Origin of the sequence: Streptomyces sp. OR43, from assembly GCF_008042275.1 — a bacterium.
Taxonomy (GTDB): domain Bacteria; phylum Actinomycetota; class Actinomycetes; order Streptomycetales; family Streptomycetaceae; genus Streptomyces.
Window position 1 is genome coordinate 12561 of the sequence record NZ_RDBK01000006.1, and the last position, 22465, is coordinate 35025.

15 protein-coding genes are annotated in these 22465 nt (G+C 69.0%); 5 read left to right on the forward strand and 10 right to left on the reverse strand.

What is annotated here, in order from left to right; genetic code table 11:
- Window positions 1–41 precede the first annotated feature (41 nt).
- The 4 genes from EAO72_RS03135 to EAO72_RS03150 form a co-directional block, all read right to left on the reverse strand.
- Window positions 42–2159, reverse strand: coding sequence for a phosphocholine-specific phospholipase C (locus EAO72_RS03135; protein ID WP_148015675.1), 2118 nt, complete (start codon window positions 2157–2159; stop codon window positions 42–44).
- Window positions 2160–2519: 360 nt separating this feature from the next.
- The gene (locus EAO72_RS03140; RefSeq protein ID WP_148015752.1) at window positions 2520–2813 is read right to left on the reverse strand and encodes a putative quinol monooxygenase; all 294 of its coding nucleotides are present in this window, start codon (window positions 2811–2813) and stop codon (window positions 2520–2522) included.
- 32 nt (window positions 2814–2845) lie between these two features.
- Window positions 2846–5407, reverse strand: coding sequence for a glycoside hydrolase family 32 protein (locus EAO72_RS03145; protein WP_148015676.1), 2562 nt, complete (start codon window positions 5405–5407; stop codon window positions 2846–2848).
- A 219-nt stretch (window positions 5408–5626) separates the two neighbouring features.
- A complete protein-coding gene (locus tag EAO72_RS03150) occupies window positions 5627–6577 on the reverse strand; it encodes a carbohydrate kinase family protein (protein ID WP_148015677.1) in 951 nt (316 codons plus the stop codon).
- A 247-nt stretch (window positions 6578–6824) separates the two neighbouring features.
- Here EAO72_RS03150 and EAO72_RS03155 point away from each other — a divergent pair, with 247 nt between their 5' ends.
- The 4 genes from EAO72_RS03155 to EAO72_RS03170 all read left to right on the forward strand — a co-directional run bounded on the left by EAO72_RS03155 (window position 6825) and on the right by EAO72_RS03170 (window position 10892).
- Window positions 6825–7847 carry a sugar ABC transporter substrate-binding protein gene (locus EAO72_RS03155; RefSeq protein WP_148015678.1) on the forward strand — a complete coding sequence of 341 codons (1023 nt, stop codon included), beginning with the start codon at window positions 6825–6827 and terminating at the stop codon, window positions 7845–7847.
- A 128-nt stretch (window positions 7848–7975) separates the two neighbouring features.
- Window positions 7976–8971 carry an ABC transporter permease gene (locus tag EAO72_RS03160; protein ID WP_148015679.1) on the forward strand — a complete coding sequence of 332 codons (996 nt, stop codon included), beginning with the start codon at window positions 7976–7978 and terminating at the stop codon, window positions 8969–8971.
- A complete protein-coding gene (locus EAO72_RS03165; protein WP_148015680.1) occupies window positions 8968–9801 on the forward strand; it encodes an ATP-binding cassette domain-containing protein in 834 nt (277 codons plus the stop codon). The genes EAO72_RS03160 and EAO72_RS03165 overlap by 4 nt, the downstream gene beginning before the upstream one ends.
- A 74-nt stretch (window positions 9802–9875) precedes the next feature.
- The gene (locus tag EAO72_RS03170) at window positions 9876–10892 is read left to right on the forward strand and encodes a LacI family DNA-binding transcriptional regulator (RefSeq protein WP_148015681.1); all 1017 of its coding nucleotides are present in this window, start codon (window positions 9876–9878) and stop codon (window positions 10890–10892) included.
- A gap of 174 nt (window positions 10893–11066) precedes the next feature.
- Here EAO72_RS03170 and EAO72_RS03175 read toward each other — a convergent pair whose 3' ends face one another.
- From EAO72_RS03175 to EAO72_RS03195, 5 genes are all read right to left on the reverse strand, one after another.
- On the reverse strand, window positions 11067–12524 hold the full coding sequence (locus EAO72_RS03175; protein ID WP_148015682.1) for a glycoside hydrolase family 32 protein: 1458 nt from the start codon (window positions 12522–12524) through the stop codon (window positions 11067–11069).
- 76 nt (window positions 12525–12600) lie between these two features.
- Entirely contained in the window at window positions 12601–13473 is an 873-nt protein-coding gene (locus EAO72_RS03180) for a carbohydrate ABC transporter permease (RefSeq protein WP_148015683.1), read from the reverse strand.
- 1 nt (window position 13474) lies between these two features.
- Complete coding sequence (locus tag EAO72_RS03185; RefSeq protein ID WP_187284916.1) at window positions 13475–14401, reverse strand: carbohydrate ABC transporter permease; 927 nt, start codon at window positions 14399–14401, stop codon at window positions 13475–13477.
- Window positions 14402–14473: 72 nt separating this feature from the next.
- The gene (locus EAO72_RS03190; RefSeq protein WP_148015685.1) at window positions 14474–15775 is read right to left on the reverse strand and encodes an extracellular solute-binding protein; all 1302 of its coding nucleotides are present in this window, start codon (window positions 15773–15775) and stop codon (window positions 14474–14476) included.
- Between the two features lie 145 nt (window positions 15776–15920).
- A complete protein-coding gene (locus EAO72_RS03195; protein ID WP_261991290.1) occupies window positions 15921–16955 on the reverse strand; it encodes a LacI family DNA-binding transcriptional regulator in 1035 nt (344 codons plus the stop codon).
- A 495-nt stretch (window positions 16956–17450) separates the two neighbouring features.
- On the opposite strand from EAO72_RS03195, the gene EAO72_RS03200 reads away from it, so the two are divergent.
- Window positions 17451–20294 (forward strand): GH32 C-terminal domain-containing protein, encoded by a 2844-nt coding sequence (locus EAO72_RS03200; protein WP_187284917.1) that lies wholly within the window; start codon window positions 17451–17453, stop codon window positions 20292–20294.
- Window positions 20295–20446: 152 nt separating this feature from the next.
- Here the strand turns inward: EAO72_RS03200 and EAO72_RS03205 are convergent, their stop codons facing one another.
- Entirely contained in the window at window positions 20447–22435 is a 1989-nt protein-coding gene (locus tag EAO72_RS03205; RefSeq protein ID WP_148015687.1) for a PQQ-binding-like beta-propeller repeat protein, read from the reverse strand.
- Window positions 22436–22465: the final 30 nt, after the last annotated feature.

Genomic DNA, 22465 nt, shown 5'->3' on the forward strand with positions numbered 1-22465 from the left:
GGGCTGCCCGTGCCAAGGGGCGCCCGCCGCCCGCGCCCGGGTCAGCCCGAGACGCTCGCCCGGCCGTTCTCGATGTGCCCCATCAGCCGGCGCCGGAAGGCGTCGTCCCCGTCGACGGTGATGTCCAGGTCGTACCAGCCGTGCGCGTCGGCCGCCGAGTGCACCACCGTACGGCTGCGCCCCGGCTTGACCTTCACGGTCCGGGCCCAGTCGCGCAGGTCCGCCTCGTCGGCGTATCCCCGCGGCCGCACCATGAAGGTGAGCGTCGTCCGCCCCGTGTTGCGCAGCGTGAGATGCAGATCGCGCTCGCGGGCGTCGACCCGCGAGGCGACCTCGGCCGGGGCGCCGTCCGCGGACCCGGCGAACTCGCGGCGGAAGCCGTTCGGCCCCGTCACCGTGAACCGGTACGCCGCGCCGGTGACGGGCACCGTCCACTGCGCCGTGCCCTTCACGTCCCGGTGCTGCGGTACGGGGAACTCGCCCGCGTACGGATACAGCGCGAAGTGCGCCGACGAGCGCCCCGTGTTGCTGAGGGCCACCCGCACCACGCCGTCCGCCACCTTCGCCTGTGCGTCGGGCTGGTACGGCAGTGCGCGGGCCGGACGCACGCCCGGCTCCTGCACGGGCATGTGCTGCACGAGCGGCGGCCTCGGCGACCAGCGGCCGCTGAACGGCGGAATGGCGCCCGGCTGCTCCACCTCGGGCTGCCTGCGTCCCCGCGAGAAGTCGAAAGCAGAGGTCAGGTCGCCGGTGACCGTGCGCCGCCAGTCCCCGATGTTCGGCTCCTTCACCCCGGTCCAGCGCTCCAGGAAGCGGATCACGGAGGTGTGGTCGAAGACCTCGGAGCAGACGTAGCCGCCGATGGTCCAGGGCGACACGACAAGCATCGGCACGCGCACGCCGAGACCCGTGGGCTTGCCGTCCCACTGCTCCTCGGTCACCTCGGGCGGGGCCACCGGCGGCGGCACGTGGTCGAAGAAGCCGTCGTTCTCGTCGTAGTTGATGATGACGGCGGTGTGCCGCCATACGTCGGGGTGCTTGCCCAGCGCATCGAGGACCTTGTAGACGATGGTCGCGCTGTGGATCGGCGAGGAGACGCTCGGGTGCTCCGAGTCGACGGCGGAGGGCACCAGGTAGGAGACCTCCGGCAGCGTGCCCGCCGCCACGTCCTTGGCGAACTCGTCGGCCAGCGTTCCGGTCTCCACCCGGCGCAACGCCCGGTCGAAGAGGCGGCGTTCGGTCGCGTCCAGGGTGGTGACGCCCTCCTCCAGCAGGCCGAGCAGCCGCTCCCGCCCGGCTGCGTCCGCGTCCCGCACGGCGGAGTAGAACGACTCCATGTACGTGTGCCCGCCGGTCCTCGCCAGCGCCTTGCGGGCGATGGCCTTGAAGGTGGCGAAGAACTCGATCTGGTTGTCGGTGAAGTTCTCCCACTCGGTGTACGTGCGCCAGCTGTGCCCGGCCTTCTCCAGCCGCTCCGCGTAGGTGCCCCAGTCGTAACCCGGATGGGTGCCCTCGTCGTACGCGTCGTTGCCGACGGCCCGCTTGCCGTTCGGCTCGTTCCCCGTCTTCCCGCTCCACAGGTGGTTGCGGTTGGGGCTGGTCGAGGAATGGATGGAGGAGTGGTAGGCGTCGCAGACCGTGAAGGTGTCGGCGAGTTCGTAGTGCAGCGGGATGTCGCGACGGTCGTAGTAGGCCATGGTGGCGGCCGTCTTCGCGGACACCCAGCCGTTCATCCACCCACCGGCCCACGCCTTGCCGCCGCCGCTCCAGGAGTGGTCGAGCGCACCGATGTACTGGAGGTCCTTCTTCTGCGTCTCGGCGGCGCCGCGCACCGGGAAGGGCAGAACGGAAGTGCCCAGCGGTGCGGGCTGCTCGAAGACCGGCTTGCCCGAGGGCAGCTCGACGGCGTTGCGGTCACCGAAGCCGCGTACGCCCCGGAGCATCCCGAAGTAGTGGTCGAAGGAACGGTTCTCCTGCATCAGGATCACCACGTGCTTGATGTCTCCGAGCCCGCCACGGCCTCCGGACCCCGCCGCATGTGCCGGCTGCGCGGCCATCGCGGCCTGCAGGGAAGGCGGCAGCAGCGACCCCGCCGCCGCAGCGCCGAACGCACCGCCGCCGAGCGCGAAGAGCCGTCGCCGTGAGATGTCCGTGGTCACGTTGATCCTCCCGAGTTCTGTCGTACAGCCGGGAAGCTAATCAAGCCGGATGGCGCGGGGAAGGATTTCGTACGGCTTCGCGGTGAACCTCCAACACGTCGTACGGGAAAGTCCAACCGTCCGCCACGCACCCCGGCGGACCCGGCCGGGCAGCACCTCCGGACAGACGCTGCCCTCACAGCGGTGCGGATCCGTCACGGTGCACGTCTTGCCGCCTCGCGCCCGCCCCGCATGCGGCGCCGCGTACGCGATGTGTGGATATTCGGCCTTCGCCTCCCCCGAGCGTCTCGGCGTCRGCCGGACCGGCCATGCCGACGACGACGGGAGTTGCCCGCGTCCGGTCCGGCYGACGCCGTGTCGTCAGAACTCGGGGTTGAGGAAGGTCAGGTTCGAGGCGGCCTCCTCGATCAGCGGGGCGAGGGCCGTGTTGAACGGGCCGGCGTACCGCGCCGTGAGGTGGCGCTGGAAGGCGGCCTCGTCCTCGTACGTCTCGAAGACGAGGTAGGCACGAGGACTGGACGCCTTGGTGCAGACCTCGAAGGACAGGTTGCCGGCCTCCTCGCGCACCGTCCGGGCGTACTCCCGCAGGAGGTGTGCGACCTCGTCCTCCGCTCCTTCGCGCGCGGTGAACTCGGCGAGCAGGCTCTTCCTCACGTCCGGCCCTTCGCGGTCGGGGATCACCGGCGTCACTTCCGCGAGGATTCGAGGTGCCAGACGCGGGCGTGGTCCAGCTTCACCGATCCGTTCTCGGCGAAGACCTCCACTCCCTGGCTGGAGGGATCGGGGAAGACCTGGTCCGTGATCACCGCTTCGCCACTGCCGCCGAAGACCTCGACGGATGACCAGTCGACGATGATCCGCAGCTTCACCTTGCCGTTCACGGCGTGCAGGGGCGCGCGCTGGACGCCGGCGAAGGTGTCGCTGAAGTCCACGGCGCCGGACCGGGTCCGGTCGACGTACAACTCCTGCGTCGTGGTGTCGTATCCGATGACGGTCTCCTCTCCGTTGGCACCGGTGCGCACCTTGATGCCGAACCGTTCGGCGTCCTTGAGGGAGAAGGACGCCTCGATGTCGAGGGCCTTGCCCTTGGCCGCGCCGCGGCCCATGGGCCGTGACGTGCTGGTCACCGTGGTGCCGGCCGACGCCACCGGGCGGCCCTCCCGCAGGGATGTCAGGCTGTTCACCGGCTCGCTGGTCAGCTTGATCCGGCCGTCCACGGTGCGCAGGGCCATCTGGCGAGGGAGGCTCTGCGCGCTGCGCCAGGGGGACGTGGGGAGGGAACCGCTGTACTCCCAGTTGTTCATCCAGCCGATCATGTGCCGCTGGTCGCCCGGTGCGTCCTCCCAGGACACGGCCGCGTAGTAGTCCTTGCCGTAGTCGGCCCAGTCGGCACGCTGCACGGCCGATTTCGCGGGCGTCGCCGCGGCGGTGAACTGGTCGGCCATGATCTGGCCCCAGCCGCCGGTGTTCATGTCGACGATCTGGATCTGTGCCTTCTTGCCGGCGTAGGCGCGCATGTCGATGGAGGCCCAGTCCAGCGTCTCGCTGTCGGCCCCGGTGGCACTGCCGACGACCTTGCCGTCGACGACCAGGTTGACGGCGGTCTCCCGGGAGACGGGCTGGGCCCGTGTGTCGGAGAGCACGATGTGGTCGACGTTGATGTGGCCCCATCCGCCGGTGTTCTCGTCGACGATCCTGATCTGCGCCTTCTTGCCGATGAGTTCGCGGACGTCCCATGAGTCCCAGTTGAGTGCCTCACCGTCGTGTCCGGTGGCGCTGCGCACCACCTGGCCGTCGACGAGGAGTTCGACGGCGGTGGGCTCGGCCTGACGTGCGGGATGGTTGCCGCCGCCGATGAGGAAGTCGACGTAGTCCTGGTCGATGGTGAATTCCGGCGAGGTGAGGCTGCCGGTCGTGGCGTCGCCGTTCAGGAACGAGTTGGCCAGACCACCGCCGAGAAAGCCGGTGACCTCCTGCTGGCCCGCGTGAGCGCCGGTGGCCGGGGCGGTTCCGAAAGCGTCGCCCGTCACCGTCCAGCCGCCGTAACTGCCGCCTTCGAAGTCTGCGAGGGTCGTCCCCTCGGGCACGGGCCCTCGTTCCTGCACGGTGCCGTCCTGGTGGGGGTGGCGTCCGCCGGCGACCTTGAAGTTGAGGTACGGGCTGTCGACGGTGAAGGGCGGCGAGGAGAGGGTTCCGGTGCCGCCGTCACCCGCGTGGAAGCTGTTGGCGAGTCCCTTGCCCTCGAAGCCGCTGACGGGTCCCTGCCCCGTCAGCGCCCCGGCCGCCGGCCCTTGGCCGAATGCGGTGCCGGCAGCCGTCCATGTGCCGAAGTCCGGGTTCTCGAAGTCCTGCATGACGGTGCCGGTGGGCGGGGTGTAGGAGCCCTTGTCGTCGGCGGTGAACTTCGTGCCGTCGAAGTCACCGACGAAGTACTGGGCGCCCGAACCGCCGGCGATTCCGCCGGGGTTGATGTTGACGACCAGGACCCACTTGATGTTCTTCTTGTTCCCGTCGACCGCGAGGGGGAACAGGTCGGGGCATTCCCATACGCCGCCCGTCGCCCCGGCCGGCCCGAACTCGCTGAGCAGGTCCCAGTTCTTGAGATCCTTCGAGGAGTAGAACCGCACCTTGTGCTCGGTGGAGAGCGACACCGTCATCAGCCAGCTCCTGGTCGGCGCGTACCACTGCACCTTGGGGTCGCGGAACTCCTTGGAGCCGATGTCGATGACGGGATTGCCGTCGTACTTGGTGAACGTCCGTCCGCGGTCGTTGCTGTAGGCGAGCGACTGGGCCTGGGTGCCGGTGCTCTTGTCGTAGCTCGTGTAGATCGCCACCATGGGCGGGTTCTTCTTCGTGCCGAAGCCGGTGGTGTTGTTCCAGTCGATGACCGCGCTGCCGGAGAACACCATCTCGTTGTCGTCGTGGGACAGGGCGAGCGGCAGCTCCTTCCAGTGCATGAGGTCGGTGCTCACCGCGTGCCCCCAGGACATGTCGCCCCAGGAGTTGCCGTTGGGGTTGTACTGGTAGAAGAGGTGGTATTCGCCCTTGTAGTACACCAGTCCGTTGGGGTCGTTCATCCAGTTCTTCTGCGGCGTGTAGTGGAACTGGGGCCGGTAGGTCTCGGTGTAGGGCCGGGTTCCGGAGGCGACGGCCTGGGGCGTCAACAGGGCGGCGGACAGGGCACATACGGTCGCCGTCGCGGCGATCATCCGCGTGCGGGCATGCCGGGATACGCGTCTTGAGGTCATGGTGTCTCCTGGGCTGCGGCCGTTTCCGCAGCCGGGTGCTTCCCGGCGCGCGGACGGAACGAAAAGGGGAGGCCCTGCCGACGCCGTGGCGCCGCGTCGGCCGTGAGTGTCATCGTTGACTTATGTCAGCGATGACATTGGGTGGGCCGATGATGGACGCATTCCGGCCGACGCGTCAACGGCTGGGACACGGTTCCCCCGGCTCGACCGCACCGCCCGTCACAGGGCGTACTGCGGAAGCTGGCTCTGCCACGGAGGGTTCGGACCGGCGACCGAGCAGGTCAGGGCCGCGACATGGGCGGCGAACAGACAGGATTCCGCCACCTCGCCCACACGGAGGCCGGTCAGCCGCCCCCCGAGAAGTCCGCGCGCGCCCAGGTGGTGCAGCAGACCCGCCGTGAAGGAGTCACCCGCCCCGACCGTGTCGACGACCCGCGTCGCCACGGCCGGCACGTGCACCCGCTCTCCGTCCAGCGAGACGAGCGCGCCCTCGGCGCCACGCGTGACCACGACGAGCCGTGCGCCGGCTGCGTGCCAGACGTCGCACGCCTGATCCAGGGGCGTTTCCGGCAGCAGGAGCCCGAGGTCCTCCTCGCTCAGCCGGAGTATGTCCGCGAGGTCGCACCAGTGCCGCAGTTTCGCACGGTAGGTCTCGGGATCCACCAGCAGCGGCCGGACGTTGGGATCGATGCTGATGGTGGCCCGGGACGAGGCCGCTGCCAGGAACTCCTCCACCGCCGCCGCTCCCGGCTCCCGGACCAGGGCGAGCGAACCCGTGTGCAGACAAGCGGTGGAGGACAGGTCCACACCGGCCAGTTCGGCACTCGACCACTGCCAGTCGGCCGTTCCCTGCGCGTGGAACGCATAGGCGGCCTGCCCCTGGGCGTCCAGCTCCGCCACCGCCAACGTGCTCGGCTCCGTCGCCACGACGGCGTGAGACAGGTCCACTCCCGAAGCCTCGAGGTGAGCCCGGAACAGCCGGCCGAACACATCCCCGGACAGCCGTGCGAGAAGGCGGGACGGAGTGCCCAGGCGAGCCAGGGCCACGGCCGTGTTCGCGGGCCCGCCACCCGGCAGTACATGCAGGTCGAGCTCGTGCGGAGCGCTTGCGGGCCGGGCGAACGCGTCCGCGACGCATTCGCCCAGGACGGTGATCTGACGCGGACTCATGGACTGCTCTTCTCTGACGAACGGACGGGCCAAACCGAGTACGTCGCGACACGGGCGTTGCGGCTGCGGGTGAGCGACGGCCGGGGACGTTGCCGATTTGTAACAGCGGCAAGGCATTGACGTGCCCGGGAGACGGAGTCCATCATCCTCGGCAAGCAGTGTCAACGATGACATAAGTCAACGATGACACCCGGGACGGCATGCTTCGATGCCGGCCGAGCCGCACGCGATCCCGCAGGAGCCGTTCATGCCTCGCACCATTCGTCCGACCACCTCCCTGATCAGAGTCGCCGCATGTCTGGGTGTCGCGGCTCTCACCCTGACGGCCTGCGGATCCGGCTCCGGATCGGATTCCGCGGGCGACGGCTCGGGCAGCGTCAAGGTCGGCCTGATCACCAAGACCGACACCAACCCGTTCTTCGTGAAGATGAAGGAGGGCGCGGAGAAGGCCGCCAAGGACAGCGGTGCCCAACTGATCACCTCGGCCGGCAAGTTCGACGGGGACAACGCCGGACAGGTCACCGCGATCGAGAACATGGTCGCCGCCGGAGTGAAGGGAATCCTGATCACTCCCAGCGACTCCAAGGCGATCGTGCCCGCCCTCGAGAAGGCCCGCGCCAAGGGAATCCTGGTCATCGCCCTGGACTCCCCGACCGACCCCGAGAGCGCGGTCGACGCCCTGTTCGCCACCGACAACCTCCGGGCCGGGGAGCTGATCGGCGCCTACGCCAAAGCCTCGATGAAGGGCAAGGCGGCCAAGATCGCCACCCTCGACCTGGCGCCGGGCGTCGCCGTCGGGGTCCAGCGGCACAACGGCTTCCTCAAGGGCTTCGGCATCGGCGAAAAGGACCCGGCGATCGTCTGCTCCCAGGACACCGGAGGCGACCAGGCAAAAGGCCAGACCGCGATGGAGAACTGCCTGCAGAAGGCACCCGGCATCAACGTCGTCTACACCATCAACGAGCCGGCCGCGCTCGGCGCGTACACCGCGCTGAAGGCCAAGGGCCGGGAGAAGGACGTCCTGATCGTCTCCGTCGACGGTGGCTGCACCGGGACGCAGGCGGTCAAGGACGGCAAGATCGGCGCCACCTCCCAGCAGTACCCGCTGAAGATGGCCGCCGAAGGTGTCGGGGCCGTCGTGAAGTACGCCAAGGACGGCAAGAAGGCGACGGGTTACACCGACACCGGCGTCAGCCTGATCACCGACAAGACGCAGGCAGGGGCCGCGTCGAAGGACACCGCCTACGGCCTGGACAACTGCTGGGGCTGAGTCGCCCTCCGCCCGAGCAGCCGCCGTCCGAAACCCGTTGTCGGGGTGGCCGGCCCTGTCCCCCATCGGGGCGGCCGCCCCCGTCCGTCCTCCCCCGAGGACCTCTGCTTTTCCGACAAGGACTTCGCATGACAGCCTCCACCGCGCCGTATGCCGAGCTGAAGACGCCGGCCACGGCCCGCAGACTCCTCACCGCGCCGACCACCGGCCCACTGGCCGCCCTCCTCCTCGCCTGCGCGTTCTTCTCCCTGTCCACGGACCAGTTCCTCACGGGCGGGAACTTCTCGCTGATCGTGCAGCAGGTCATGGTCGTCGGCACCCTCGCCATCGGCCAGACCCTGATCATCCTCACGGCCGGCATCGACCTGTCGTGCGGTGCCGTGATGGCGTTCGGCAGCATCGTGATCGCCAAGATGGCGGCCGAGGGCACCCTGCCGCCGCTCCTCGCCATCACCCTGGGCCTGGTCGTCTGCGGCGGCTTCGGACTTCTCAACGGGCTTCTGGTCCAGAAGATCCCGCTGCCGCCGTTCATCGTGACGCTCGGCATGCTCAACGTGGCGTTCGCCCTGACGCACATCTACTCCGAAGAGCAGACCGTCACCAGCCTGCCCGGCCCGCTGACCGCCCTCGGGGAGACCTTCCCGCTCGGCCGCACGGACATCACCTACGGCTCGCTGGTCACCATCGTCCTCTTCCTGCTCCTGGCCTACGCCCTCAGCAGCACCGGATGGGGCCGGCACGTCTACGCCCTGGGCAACAGCCAGGAGGCCGCACGCCTCAACGGCATCCGCACCTCCCGCCTGACCATCGGCATCTACACCGTGGCAGGGGTGCTGTACGGCCTGGCCGCCCTGCTGCTCATCTCCCGCACCGGGGTGGGCGACCCGCAGGCAGGACAGACCGAGAACCTCGACAGCATCACGGCCGTCGTCCTCGGCGGCACCAGCCTCTTCGGCGGTCGCGGTTCGGTCCTGGGCACCTTCATCGGTGTGCTCATCGTCGGTGTCTTCCGCAACGGCCTCCAACTGATGGGTGTGGCCTCCATCTACCAGACCCTGATCACCGGGATCCTCGTGATCCTCGCGGTGACCGTCGACCAGCTGTCCCGGAGGAAGGCCCGATGACCACCACCACTCCCACCCCCGTGCTCCAGGCCCGCGGTCTGGTCAAGCGCTACGGGCAGGTCACCGCCATCGACGGCGCCGACTTCGACCTGATGCCCGGCGAGGTCCTCGCGGTCATCGGCGACAACGGAGCCGGCAAGACCAGCCTGATCAAGGCCCTCACCGGTGCGGTGGCACCGGACGCGGGCGAGATCCGCCTCAACGGCGAACTCATCCATTTCACAGGGCCGCAGAGCGCGCGCGCCCATGGCATCGAGACCGTCTACCAGGACCTGGCGGTGGCCGCCTCGATGGACATCGCCTCGAACATGTTCCTGGGACGTGAACTGCGCCGGCCCGGCGTCCTCGGCAGTGCCTTCCGCATGCTGGACAAGAAGCGCATGCGCCAGGAGGCCGCGGAGCACATGGCCGACCTCAAGATCGGACTGCGCTCGCTCACGCAGGCGGTCGAAACCCTCTCCGGCGGGCAGCGGCAAGCGGTGGCCGTCGCACGTTCCGTCGCCTGGGCGCGCAGCGTCGTCGTCATGGACGAGCCCACCGCCGCCCTCGGCGTCAAGGAGTCGGGGCAGGTCCTCGACCTGATCCGCCGGGTCCGCGACAAGGGCATGCCCGTGGTCCTGATCAGCCACAACATGCCGCACGTCTTCGAGATCGCCGACCGGATCCACGTCCACCGGCTGGGCCGCCGCGCCGCCGTGATCAAGCCCTCCGACCACAGCATGGCCGAAGTCGTCGCCATCATGACCGGCGCGCTGACCCTCGACGATGCCGGAGGTACTGTCGTAGCGGATTCCGAGGCCGCCAAGGCAGCGGGAGTCCGGGCCACCTGACATCCGACGACACCCTCACAGGTTCCGGCCGAGGCCGCGGCCGGAACCGACGAGCACAGGGAGACCTCCGCTCCATGGCAGCGAACCGCCGCCCCACCCTGGCCGACGTCGCCCGAGAAGTAGGCGTCAGCGCCAAGACGGTCTCCCGGGTGCTCAACGAGGACGGACCCGCCTCGGCCCGGACCAGGGAACAGGTGCTCGCCGCCGTGGCCAAACTCGGCTTCCAGCCGAACCTGATGGCCCGCAACATCCGTGTCGGAGGACCCGACACGACCATCGGGCTCGTCGTGCCCGACCTCGGCAACCCCTTCTTCGGAGCGGTGGCCGGCGGCATCGAGGACGTCGTGCGGGACCGCGGCCTCACCCTGCTCATGGGGTCCTCCGCGGACGAACCCGCACGCGAACGGGGACTGACCGACACGTTCCTCGCCCGTCGTATCAGCGTCCTGATGGTGATCCCGTCCGTCGGCTCCGACCATGCGCACCTGCGGAGCCATCGGAGCACGGGGCTGCCCGTCGTCTTCGTCGACCGGCCTGGAGCCGGGCTGACCACGGACAGCGTCGTCAGTTCCAACCTCGCGGGCGCACACGAGGGTGTCGCCCACCTGATCGCCCACGGCCACAGGCGCATCGGCTTCGTCGGCGACCTCCCCACCAACCTCTACACCCGCCGTGAACGCCTGGCCGGATACCGCTCGGCCCTGGCGGAAGCAGGTCTCCCCCACGACCGCGCCCTGGTCATCAACGCCCACGACCAGGACGCGGCCTCCGTCTGTACCTCGCGCCTGCTGGAGTCGGCGAATCCCCCGACCGCTCTGTTCGCCGGCAACAACATCGTCGCGCTGGGAGTGGTCGCCGAACTGGCCCGCATCAAGCGGAAGGACGTCGCCGTGGTCGCCTTCGACGACGTGCCACTCGCCGAAGCCCTCGAACCCGCCCTGACCGTCGTGGCCCAGGACCCCGAAGAGATCGGCCGGAAGGCGGCGGAGACCGCCCTGGCACGCCTGGACGGCGACCGTTCCCGCGCCCGCACCCTCACCGTCCCCACCAGGCTGATCGTCCGGGGATCGGGCGAACTCACCGCTTCGTAGGGGCAGGAGCACGGAGGCGGCGCGGGCCGGTACGCCGGTCCGCCCGGACCCCCGAACCTCGACGAACCTCGTCGTGACGGTCGTGACGGTCGTGGCACCGAGGGACGGTGGGCACCGCGGTGAGCGGGTCGGGTCAGGCGTGCCCGGTCAGGCAGGGACTCGGCCGTCCGGCGCTCATCCCCGGCCCGCCGGAGTCGGCTCTCTCAGGGCGTCCGCCGGTGCCAGGTCCCAGGACTCGACCGCGAATTCGCTGCCCAGCGTGCCCGTCGTACGGGCCTGGAGCCGCCACGGCCCTTCACCCAGTGGATAGAACCGCAAGGTGAGGACCTGTTCGTCGGCCAGGTAGATCTCGGCTATCGAACGGTCCACGATCACGCGGAGTCCGACGGGACTGCCGGAGCGCTTCATGGCCGGGTGGGGCAGGGTGTACGAGCCTCCCCTGGCTCGTCTGTCGAGCGACGCGTGACTGCGGTCGACGACGAGGTGCCCGGCCGCTGGATCCAGAAGGATGTCGAGGTGTTCGGAACCGTCTGCGGAGGTGACCAGGCGCAGCCCGCTCGTCCCCGTGGCGTCGGGAACGAGGACAGCGGTCAGATCGAAGCTGGGGCTGACCTGGCCGAGCTCGACCGGCTCGCCCTGTGTGACGTGTCCGGTTCGGTGCAGTGTGCGCGCACCTCGCAGAGCAAGCACTTCGCGAGCGGGGCGTTGGGCGACCGTTCCTCCGGCCGTCAGGCTCACCTCACGGGGAAGGGTGAGGACACCTGCCCAGCCCGCCCCATGCGCCCAGGCGTCGTCACGCGCCTCCCACGCCCACGCCCACAACAGCCACCGTTCGTCGTCCCCGGGAGCCTTCAGCAGCGCGGGGGCGTAGAAGTCGGGGCCGTGGTCCAGCGGGGCAGGGGGCGAGTCCGCCACGAAGCGGCCGTCGCTCTCGCGGCCGGTGTGGACGGTGGTGTGGCTGGGGCCGTTCCGCGGAGTCCAGTCGCTGACGATCAGCGCACTCCGGTCGCCGAACGTCGCGTACTGCGGGCACTCCCAGCCGATCGGGCCGGTGCCGGCCGCGGCGTCGCCGGTGTGGAAGGGGCCGAGGTACGCCCAGTTCTCCAGGTCGTCGGACTCGTACAGCAGTGCCGCGGCGCGGCCGTCGTCGAGTGCGGAGCCGACCAGCATCCGCCAGCGGTCGTCCTGCCGCCAGACGTAGGGGTCCCGGTACATGGTGGTGCCGGCAGGGGGCTCAGGGATGAGCAGGTGGGGGCGCTTGGACCAGGTGCGTCCGTTGTCCTGCGACTCGGCGGTGGTGATGGGCTGCCACCAGCGGTCGTTTCGGTGGGCGGAGTAGAAGGCCACCATACGGTCGTCGACGGAGACGGCGTTGCCCGAGAAGCAGCCGTCGGCGTCATAGCCGTCGGGTGTGGGGGCGAGGGCGACGGGGAGGGGCTCCCAGTTGATCAGGTCAGGACTGCGGAAGTGGCCCCAGTGCACGTTCGAGTGCTGCGGTCCGTGCGGGTTGTACTGGAAGAACACGTGGTAGTGACCGCGGTGGAAGACCAGCCCGTTGGGGTCGTTGATCCAGTTGCGGGGCGGTCGCAGATGTACGGCCGGGAGATGGGGGTCGGCAGGCAACGCGGACACACAGGGCCTTTCTCGGGGTGCGCGGAGCACACGGAAGTCATCAGGGGGAGGGCGAGCGGCGTGGTGGTGCCGCGGGTCAGCCCTTGACGCCGCTGGAGGCGATGCTGTTGACGAAGGAGCGCTGGAACGCCACGAAGAGCGCCAGGATCGGCACGGTGATCATGGAGGAGTACGCCATGATCTGGCCCCATCCCACGTTCAGCTGGAAGAAGTAGGAGATGCCCACCATCACGGGCCGCAGTTCCTCGCTCTGCACGACCATCAGCGGCCACAGGTAGGAGTTCCAGGCCGGCAGGAAGGTCAGGATCGCCACGGTGGCGACGGCCGGGCCGGACAGCGGCATGACGATCCGGCGGTAGATGGTGAACCAGCCGGCGCCGTCCACGATGGCCGCCTCGTCCAGTTCCCTGGGAATGCTCTGGAAGTACTGGTGGAAGAAGAAGACCGAGAAGGCGTTGGCGACGAACGGCAGGATCTGCACCTGGTAGGTGTCCATCCAGCCGGTGCTCCACTCCAGGTGGAATCCGTTGACGTTCAGGAGCGGAAGCTGGTTGACCCACCAGACCAGCGGCAGCGCGAAGGTCTCGAACGGCACGATGAGCGTGGCGATGATCGCCGTCAGGACGAGCTTGCGGCCGGGCCACCGCATCCGTGACAGGGCGAAGGCGGCCATGCTGTTGACGACGATGCCGAGCACCACGGTGATCGAGGAGATCAGCACGGAGTTCAGCAGGAACCGCGCCGCCGGCACGCGTTCGAACACAGCGGTGTAGTTCTCCAGCGACAGGGCCCCGACCGGCAGGAAGGCGCGCAGGGAGTCCAGGTCGCCGAAGATCTGGTCGTCCGGCTTGAACGACGAGACGAACATGAAGACGAGTGGCAGTGCGAAGACCAGGGCCAGGACGATGCGGCCGGTGTGGCCGCCGAGGTGCTTGAGGAAGGAAGTCATGTCAGTCCTTCTCCCGGGTCAGGAAACGCTGGACGAGGGACACGCTCAGGACGAGCACGAAGAAGATCAGCGAGACGGCCGCCGCGTAGGCGGTCTGCTGCTGGTCGTAGCCGCTGTGCACCGCCTGGTAGACGACGGTGGTGGTGGAGTCGAGCGGGCCGCCCTGCGTCATCACCCTGATCTGGGTGAAGAGGCTGAGCGCCGCGATCGTGATGGTGACGAGGACGAACGTGCGGGTGGCGCGCAGTCCCGGCCAGGTGACGTGGAGGAAGCGGTGCCAACGGGTGGCTCCGTCGAGATCCGCCGCCTCGTACAGCTCGGCGGGGATGGTCTGGAGCCCGGCCAGCCAGATGATCATGTGGAAGCCGACGCCCTGCCACACGGACATCAGGATGATGGCGGGCATCGCGGTGGCCGGGTCGCCCAGCCAGTCCGGTCCCTCGACATGGCCGAGGGTGAGCGTGGACAGGACGTGGTTGACCAGTCCGTCCTCCCGGTAGAGGAAGGTCCACAGGAGGGACACCACGACCATCGAGGTGACGACCGGCAGGAAGTACACGGTACGGAAGAAGTTGACGCCGCGGACCTTGGCGTTGACCAGCAGGGCCAGCACCAGCGCGAGTCCGGCCTGGAGCGGGACGACGACGGCGGCGAAGTAGGCCGTGTTGCGCAGGGACTTGTAGAAGGTCGGGTCCTGGAAGAGCAGGGTGAAGTTCCTCAGGCCCACGAAACGGGCCGGGGTGGGTGAGACGAGTCTCGCGTCGGTGAACGCCAGAGTGAAGGCCAGGGCGACCGGTACAACGAGGAAGACGATCAGTAGCACGACGGCCGGGATGGCCATGCCGAAGGCGGTGAAGCTCTCACGGCGACGGGCGTTGGTCGTTCGGGTTCGCCGGACCGGACGCAGCCGCTCGCGGGCTGCGAACATGGTGGGCACGGTATCTCCAGGGAATCGGTCCGGTTCGGGCGGCGTGGTGGCGCCCGAACCGGACCGGACGGGTCAGTTGGAGTAGTAGTTGTTCGTCTTCAGGTTGTTGTCGATGCTCTTCGCGGCCTGACCGAGAGCGTTCTTCGGGTCGGCGCCGGCCAGGATGTCCTTGGACGCCTTCTCGAACTCGGTGGAGATGTAGGGGTAGGCCGGGGTCGCGGGGCGCACCATGGCGTACTTGCGCGCGAACTGGACCAGCACGTCGAACTTGCCGCCCGGCTGGTAGTCGGCGATCTGCTGCGCCGCGTCGTCGGTGGCGGGGATGGTGCTGGTGGCCTTGGCGTAGTCGACGAAGTACTTCGTCTGGCGGGAGAACTTCAGCCACGCCTGCGCGCCGGCCTTGTTGGAACAGGTTGAGCTCATGGCCCACTGCCAGGAGGCGCCGCCGATCTTGGGCCCGTCGCCGAAGTCCACCGGCGGGATGATCGCCAGGTCGTCGCCGAGCTTCTCGGCGTTCTTGGCCGCGTTCCAGCTGCCGTCCCACTGGATGGCGCTCTTGCCGGCCAGGAAGTCCTTGTTGGGGTCGGCTCCGGACTTCTTCGCCATGTACTCCTTGGCCACCAGCGAGTGGAACCAGCTGGCCCACTCCACGGCGTTCTCGCCGTCGAGGGTGCCCGAGGCCGTCTTGTAGTCGCCACGGTCGATCAGGTCCCCGCCGAAGCTCTGCAGCTGCGGGGAGTAGCCGTAGGACCACCACTCGCCGGTGCCGCCGGTGCCCATCTCCAGCGGGTAATCGAACTTGCCGCTCTTCTTCAGCTTGGCGAGCGCCGCGTCGAACTCGGCCTTCGTCCAGGGCTTCGCCATGGTGGGGACACGGACACCGTTCGCGTTCAGCACGGACTTGCGGGCGAAGAAGGCCAGCGAGACGTCGTAGAAGCCGAACGCGTAGAGCTTGTCGTCGTACCGTCCGACGGTGCTCTCCAACTGGCTGAGCACGGGCACTTCACTGCCGGAGACGTCGATGGGGTCCAGATAGCCGCCCCACGCCCAGTTCGCCACGTTGGGGCCGTCCACGTCGAGCAGGCAGGGCAGCTTGCGGGCGGAGGCCGCCGCGACGACCGAGTTGTTGTAGTCGCTCTGCGGGAACGCCTGGAGCTTGACCTTGTAGGTGTCCTGGGAGCCGTTGAAGTCCTTGATGATCTTCTTGACGACGTCGAGTTCCACCGAGTTTCCGGCGTTGTGCGTCCACAGCGTCAGCGTGTCGCCGCTGGCGCCGGACGTGCTCGCGCTGCCGGACGTGCATCCGGCGACCAGGGCGGTCGCCGCCGTGACGGCTACACTGGCAGCAGCGAGGCGTCGTGTTCTGAACAGCATGAGGTTCCTCCATCTCACTGAGACGGGTCTTGCAGGACCCGCCCTCGGCGACCGGTTACGACGGTCGCTGTTCTTGGTGGCCGTCCCGCCACCCGCCCGGAATCAGCGGTGCGGGTGGCGGGACGACTGTCTTCTGGAGCCGGTGTCAGCCGCTGGTGGGTGCGGCGAGCGAGGCGCGGCTCTGCAGCGGCATGGGCACGCGGTGCACGACTGCTTCGAGCGGGCCCGGGCGGAGGATCAACTCCATCGCGAGGTGTCCGAGCCGGTAGTGCGGCAGCCGGAGCGTGGTGAGCGCGGGACGCAGCACGGAGGCGATGTCCTGGTCGTCGAACGAGATGACCGACACATCGCCGGGCACCGACAGACCTGCCTCCCCGAGCGCCTGGTAGGCGCCGAAGGACACGCGATCGGCCAGGCACACCAGGGCACGGGGCCGGTGGCCCGCTGCCAGCAGGGCGGACACCTCACGGTGGCCGTCGAGCGTGTCCCAGTCGCACTCGATGACGCCCTCGAGCCGCGCCCCGCCCTCGCGCAGGACCTCCTCCAGACCGCGCATGCGCTCGTTGCCGGCGATGATTCCCTCAGGGGTGGCCGGCACGGCCTGGTGGCCGCCGATCGCCCAGATGCCCTCACTGTGACCGGCCGCCAGCAGCGCCCGGGCCGCATCCCGTCCGGCCTCGAACTCGTCCGGGACGACGGAGGGTGCGTCGAAGTCGGGGGCCAGGCAGTTCAGCAGGACCACGCGGCGCCCGAACAGTTCCTTGGGCGGGGTCACGTACCGGGTGAACATGGACGCGTAGACCACCGCGTCGACCTGCCGGTCCAGCAGCGCGTGGACCAGCGACGACTCGGCGGCGCGATCGCCGCCCGCCTCGGTGATGAACAGCAGGTGGTCCCGCTCCCGGGCAGCCTCCATGGCCCCGCGGATCACTTCGCCGGCGAACGGGGTCGTGGTGATCCGGTCCGATACGAGCCCGATGGTCTGGGTGGACTTCGTCCGCAGACTGCGCGCCGTGACGTTCGGGCGGTAGCCCAGGTCCCGGGCGGCCTCCAGGACTCGTTCGCGGGAGGCGTCGGAGATACGCATATCGGTCCGGCCCGACAGGGCGAACGACGCGGTCGTCGGCGAGACGCCCGCCCTGCGGGCAACGTCGGCCATGGTCACGCGGCGTTCGGACATCAGAGGATCAGCCCCGTTCGGCTAAATCGGATTAGCAAGGTGTGACGAGATTGCGCCACCCGTCATGCGCTGTCAACACCCCGGACATCTCGCCTGCATAACGACGACCTTATGTGGCGATTCATGCACCTACAGGGGGTGCGCAATCGAATTCCGTCTGCGTTAGCTCTTGCTTTAGCGGCTGCGGCGCCCGAACCATGCCGACCCATGACCTAAATCGAATTGGCGAACCGTCAGGTGACTGCCGGTCACAAGCCTGCGCAGGCACCTCCCGTGTACACGGCACCGCAAGGGCCGAAGACGCTGCGCCGTCACCGATGCCGGAATCCCCGGGCAACGCCCGTAACTACCCCGCCCCCCATACCCGCTGACCACGGACCGTGTCGCGTCCGGGGTCGGCACCTTGCTCCACCCGCTCACCTCGACCCCACACCACCGGAGGTTCGGATGCGAACCCGCTCCCCAGCGAAACCCGCGACGACGAGCAGAAGCAACGTGCTGCGCCTGTTGCTCGCGCTCACGATATGCCTCGGCCTGACCTCACCCCTGATGTCGCAGCCCGCCCGCGCAAGCGAGACCGCCCTGTCCAACCCCGGCTTCGAGACCGGCGACCTCCGCGGCTGGACCACCACCGGAACGGCCTTCGACGGGGCCGTCACCGACGATCCGGGCTGGGGGTGGGGATGCTGCTTCAACCAGGAAGGCACCCACCACCTGTGGGGATTCGCCGGCGCCGGCGACGACGCCACGGGCACCGTCACGTCCGAACCCTTCACCGTGACCGGTACGGGAATGATCAGCGCCCTGGTCTCCGGCGGCCGCAACGAGGCCCAGTTGTACGTCGCGCTGACCGCACCGGACGGAACCGTCCTCCACAAGGCCACCGGCACCGACGACGAGGCGTACCACCGCGTCACCTGGGACGCCCGCGACCACCTCGGCGAACAGCTCCGCGTCACCGCGGTCGACCTGGCCACGGGCGGCTGGGGCCACATCAACCTCGACGACGTACGCGTCGGAGTCGACAAGGCGCCCACTCCCGCCGAGGAAGGGCTCGCCGCCTACTGGGACTTCGCCGAGGGCCGTGGCACCGCGACCACGGAGCGGATCAGCCAGGCCGCGGACCCGATCAGCTACGTCTTCAACGACGCGGTGTACAAGCCGGACAGCGACCCCCTGTGGCGCACCGCGCGCGAGGAGGAAGGCGTCCTCTCCGGCGCCCTCCTGTTCGACGGCTATTCGACCTGGGTCACACGCGCCGCCTCACAGACACAGCTCCCCACCGACGGCATGACCGTCGAAGGGTGGGTCGCACCGCGCGCCTTCGAGTGGGGCGACGACGGCAAGCCCTCCGTCATCGTCAACCAGCAGGACAAGGCCGCACGCCGCGGCTTCTCCCTGGGCGTCGGCCGGCACGGAGTATGGGAGTTCGGAGTCGGGACCGGAGATGCCTGGTACGAGACGAAGGTGCCCGGGGCCGCGGCCCTGGCCGCCGGGAAGTGGGCCCATCTCGCCGCGGTGTTCGCGCCGGCCGAAGGCGCCATCAGGCTGTACCTGAACGGCGAGCAGGTCGCCCGGACCGCCATCCCCACGACTGCCCGGATGGCCAAGGCCGACGTCCCGATGATCATCGGGCGCCACAACCAGCCGACCGTCATCAACGGCACCTTCGCCGTGAACATGTTCAACGGTCTGATCGACGAGGTGAAGGTCCACACCGGCCCGCTCACCGCCGCCTCGGTCGCCACGAGCCATCAGCAGGACCTCCAGACGTTCAGCGGGGGCAGCATTCCAGCGGCGCGCATGGCCATGGACCGCTCGCGCTACGACGGTGACCGCTACCGCCCCGGCTACCACTTCACCGCCCCCAACCACTGGATGAACGAGCCCCACGCCCCCATCCAGGTCAACGGCAAGTACCACCTCTTCTACCAGCACAACTCCCACGGCCCCTACTGGCACAACATCGGCTGGGGCCACGCGGTCAGCGAGGACCTGGTCCACTGGCGGGACCTGCCCGTCGCCCTCGCCCCCACCGCGGGCAGCGTGGCACCCGACGGTGTCTGGTCCGGTGACTCTACGCTCGACGAGAACGGCGTCCCCGTCCTGCTGTTCACGGCAGGCAACGACTCCCAGCGCCCCAACCAGGCCACGGGCCTCGCCCGTCCCGTCGATCCCAGCGACCCCGACCTGGTCGAGTGGAAGATGCACCCCACCCTGGTCACCAGCCAGACAGCCGACCTGAACGTCGGTGAAGGACGGAAGGTCCGCTTCGGCGACTTCCGCGACCCCTTCGTCTGGAAGGAGGGGGACACCTGGTTCCAGCTGATGGGCTCGGGCGTCCAGACCGCCTCCGGCACCGACGTCGGCGGCACCGCCCTGCTCTACACCTCCAAGAACCTCACCGACTGGACCTACTCGGGCCCCCTGATGGTCGGCGATGTCGCGGCCCATCCCAAGACCGGCCAGGTCTGGGAACTGCCCACCTTCCTGCCCATCGGAAAGGACGCCCAGGGCCGCCAGCGCCGGGCGCTGCTCGTCAACCCGGCGTTCCCCGCCGGCCCCGGCGAGTACAGCAGCAAGTACGTCTACTACTGGGTCGGCACCTGGGACGCCGGTGCCCGCCGCTGGACACCCGACACGACCGAGCCCAAGCTGATGGACTACGGCGACCACTTCACCGGCCCGAGCGGCACGGTCGACGACAAGGGACGGTCCCTCGTCTTCAGCATCGCGCAGGACCGGCGCACGGAACGCGCCCACTACGACGCCGGGTGGGCCCACAACGCCGGCCTCCCCGTCCAACTGTCCATGCGCCCCGACGGAGACCTCGGCTTCGGCCCCGTGGCGGAGGTCTCCCGCCTCCACACCGGCGCCCCGCTCCTGGACATCAGCGAACCGGCATCCGTCAACGACGCCAACACACGCCTGGCCGGCATCAAGGGCGACATGCTCCACATCAAGCTGACCGTGCAGCAGGGCACCGCCGGCACCTTCGGACTCGATGTGCTGCGCAGCCCCGGGGACGAGGAACGCACCCGCCTCTTCTACGACCCCGCCGCCGGACAGCTGGGCGTCGACCGCACACGCTCCGGGAACAACTCCAGCGCCGAAGGCGACCTCGGGATCCAGAAGGGCCCGCTCACGCTCACCAACGGTGAGCTGACCCTCGACGTGTTCCTCGACCGCTCGATGATCGAGGCCTACGCCAACTCCCACAAGTCCATCACCACCCGCGCCTACCCCTTCCGCCAGGACTCGCTGGGCCTGCGCCTCTTCGGCGACGGCAGCGTCATCAAGTCCATGACCGTCTGGAAGATGGGCAGCATGACCGACTGACCCAGGCCCGCCTACGGAGAGCACGGCGGTCACTGGTCTCGCGTGTCCGCCACCTGCCCGGTCCGCTGCCTCACGGCGGTGGACCGGGCAGGTGCTTCCCCGTGCATCGGTTCGCGGCGCGCGCAGCCCCGGCACTTCACCGGTACGGGCGCTCAGCAGCGGCTGACGTCGATCCGGATCAGGTTGCGCCCGCGGACGGCGTAGAACCTGCCACGCTCGTCCACCGCGGCTCGCGGAATGCCGTACCAGTCCGCATCGAGCGCGACCAGGTCGGTGCGCGCGAACGTCCTGGGGTCGTAGCGGACGAAGTCCGAGCTGGACGCCCCGTACACGTATCCCCGGTCGGCCAGCAGCGTCCCGTAGTTCGGCACCACCGGGCCGTGGTCGGCGGAGTGGATCACCTTTCGGGTGCGCAGGTCGATCACGAAGAAGTCGCCCCTGTGACACATGACGTACAGGTGACGGCCGAGCACGGCGAGGCCGGTGATCCCGGTGGGCTCGGACTGCGGCGTCATCCGCCACAGTTCCCGCCTCCGGACCGGGTCCCACGCGACCAGGGTGCCGGCGGTGGCGGCGACGTTCTGACCGCCGAGATAGGTCACGCCGTCGTGCGCGACGACGGCACGGATCATCTGCCTGTCATCGATGGGATTGACGGCGACCGTGGTGGCGCCGCTCTTCGGGTCGTACGTCATCAGCGAGCCGCCCGACGCGTAGTCGGACTGCAGCCCGACCAGCATCAGCCGGTGCCGGTCGTCCCAGACGATCTGGTGCGGGCGGTTCTGCTCCGGCGGCAGATCGGCCAGCTTGCGGGCCCACGCGTCGTCGGTGCGCGGGTCGTACGCGAGCAGGCCGATCGCGTTGTACTGGGCGAAGTGGGCGGTGCCACCGCGCAGCAGGATGTCCTTGGCCTCGCTCGTCGCCAGCACCCGGCTCTGCTGCCCGGTGCGCAGATCGTGCCGTGCCACCGCGTTCGTCCCGCCGACGTACACGTTGTGCGTGTCGGCGGCTATCGACATCGCCAGCTGGGGCCCGATGGGGGCGCCCGCCTCGATCAGGTCCCAGGAGGTGTCCGAGCCCGTGCTCGGATCGACTTCGAAGATCAGGCCGAAGGCCGAGACGACGACGACCTTGTCGTCGCGGATCCACAGGCCCCAGATCTCGCCGAATTCGCCGTCCTTGGGCTTGATCTCGCGGAACGTGCCGGTGCTCAGCGTCAGTTCGATCAGCGCGGCGCCGTTGAAGTACATCTTGTCGCCGAGCTTGCGCGGCAGCCGGAGGAAGTGCTGCTCACTCTGCAGGAGGGTGTACCGGGCCGGGTCGTCCGCGTCCATGACGGCGACCGCCGCCCCGGCGTCGGTGGTCGAGCACACATACAGGGTGCCGTCGTCAAGACCGATGTCCCGGACCTCGACCTGACCCGCGAACTCCTTCGGCAGGATCGACGTGATCTTCTTCGTGGCGCGGTCCATGACGAAGAGCCCGGCCCTGGTGCTCGTCGGAGTGGCGCCGAGCGAGGCACCGGTGCCGATGTAGATCCTGTCCCGCGTCGCCAGCAGGCAGCGGATCATCGGTACGTCCGGATCGGGGATCGCGATCTCGGTGAGCTCACCGGTGGCAGGGTCGTACTCGCGCAGCCTGGGCCGGGGCTCCCGCCCGCCGAAGAAGATCTTGTTGTCCGGCGACACCGTGATCGCGTACGGATCGAGGCCGGGGATCGAGTGGAGATCCTCCTTGGGCGCGCCGTCCACGGAGAGATCGAGCCGGATGAAGCCGGGGCCCGGGGCGGAGTCGTACTCCCGGACCGCCGCGTACAGATACCGGCCGTCCGGGTCCACGGCGAGCAGCTGCGTACTGATCCCGGGTCCTTCGGTGACACTGGTGACCTTCGCGGTGCCGAAGTCGAAGCCGATGATCCGCATCGGGTCGATGTTGCGCGAGGCGATGTATGCCTTGTCTCCCACCGGAATGGCGGCGGCGAGCGAGAAGTTGTTCACGCCCGGGCCGAGGTCCGTGACCTGCGCGCCCGACCCCGGCGTCGCCCGGGCGTCGGTCGCGGTGAGGCCGGCGACGGCCAGCGCCCCCGCACCGGCGGCTCCCCACTGCATCATCTGACGTCGTGTGATCGATCCGTCCTGCATGGTGTGTACTCCTTCGTGGGTTTCTGAGGA

Coding starts and splice junctions, on each gene's coding strand:
- EAO72_RS03145 (WP_148015676.1), bottom strand. CDS start 5,407: ATGACCTCAAGACGCGTATCCCGGCATGCCCGCACGCGGATGATCGCC.
- EAO72_RS03150 (WP_148015677.1), bottom strand. CDS start 6,577: ATGAGTCCGCGTCAGATCACCGTCCTGGGCGAATGCGTCGCGGACGCG.
- EAO72_RS03155 (WP_148015678.1), top strand. CDS start 6,825: ATGCCTCGCACCATTCGTCCGACCACCTCCCTGATCAGAGTCGCCGCA.
- EAO72_RS03160 (WP_148015679.1), top strand. CDS start 7,976: ATGACAGCCTCCACCGCGCCGTATGCCGAGCTGAAGACGCCGGCCACG.
- EAO72_RS03165 (WP_148015680.1), top strand. CDS start 8,968: ATGACCACCACCACTCCCACCCCCGTGCTCCAGGCCCGCGGTCTGGTC.
- EAO72_RS03170 (WP_148015681.1), top strand. CDS start 9,876: ATGGCAGCGAACCGCCGCCCCACCCTGGCCGACGTCGCCCGAGAAGTA.
- EAO72_RS03180 (WP_148015683.1), bottom strand. CDS start 13,473: ATGACTTCCTTCCTCAAGCACCTCGGCGGCCACACCGGCCGCATCGTC.
- EAO72_RS03185 (WP_187284916.1), bottom strand. CDS start 14,401: ATGTTCGCAGCCCGCGAGCGGCTGCGTCCGGTCCGGCGAACCCGAACG.
- EAO72_RS03190 (WP_148015685.1), bottom strand. CDS start 15,775: ATGCTGTTCAGAACACGACGCCTCGCTGCTGCCAGTGTAGCCGTCACG.
- EAO72_RS03195 (WP_261991290.1), bottom strand. CDS start 16,955: ATGTCCGAACGCCGCGTGACCATGGCCGACGTTGCCCGCAGGGCGGGC.
- EAO72_RS03205 (WP_148015687.1), bottom strand. CDS start 22,435: ATGCAGGACGGATCGATCACACGACGTCAGATGATGCAGTGGGGAGCC.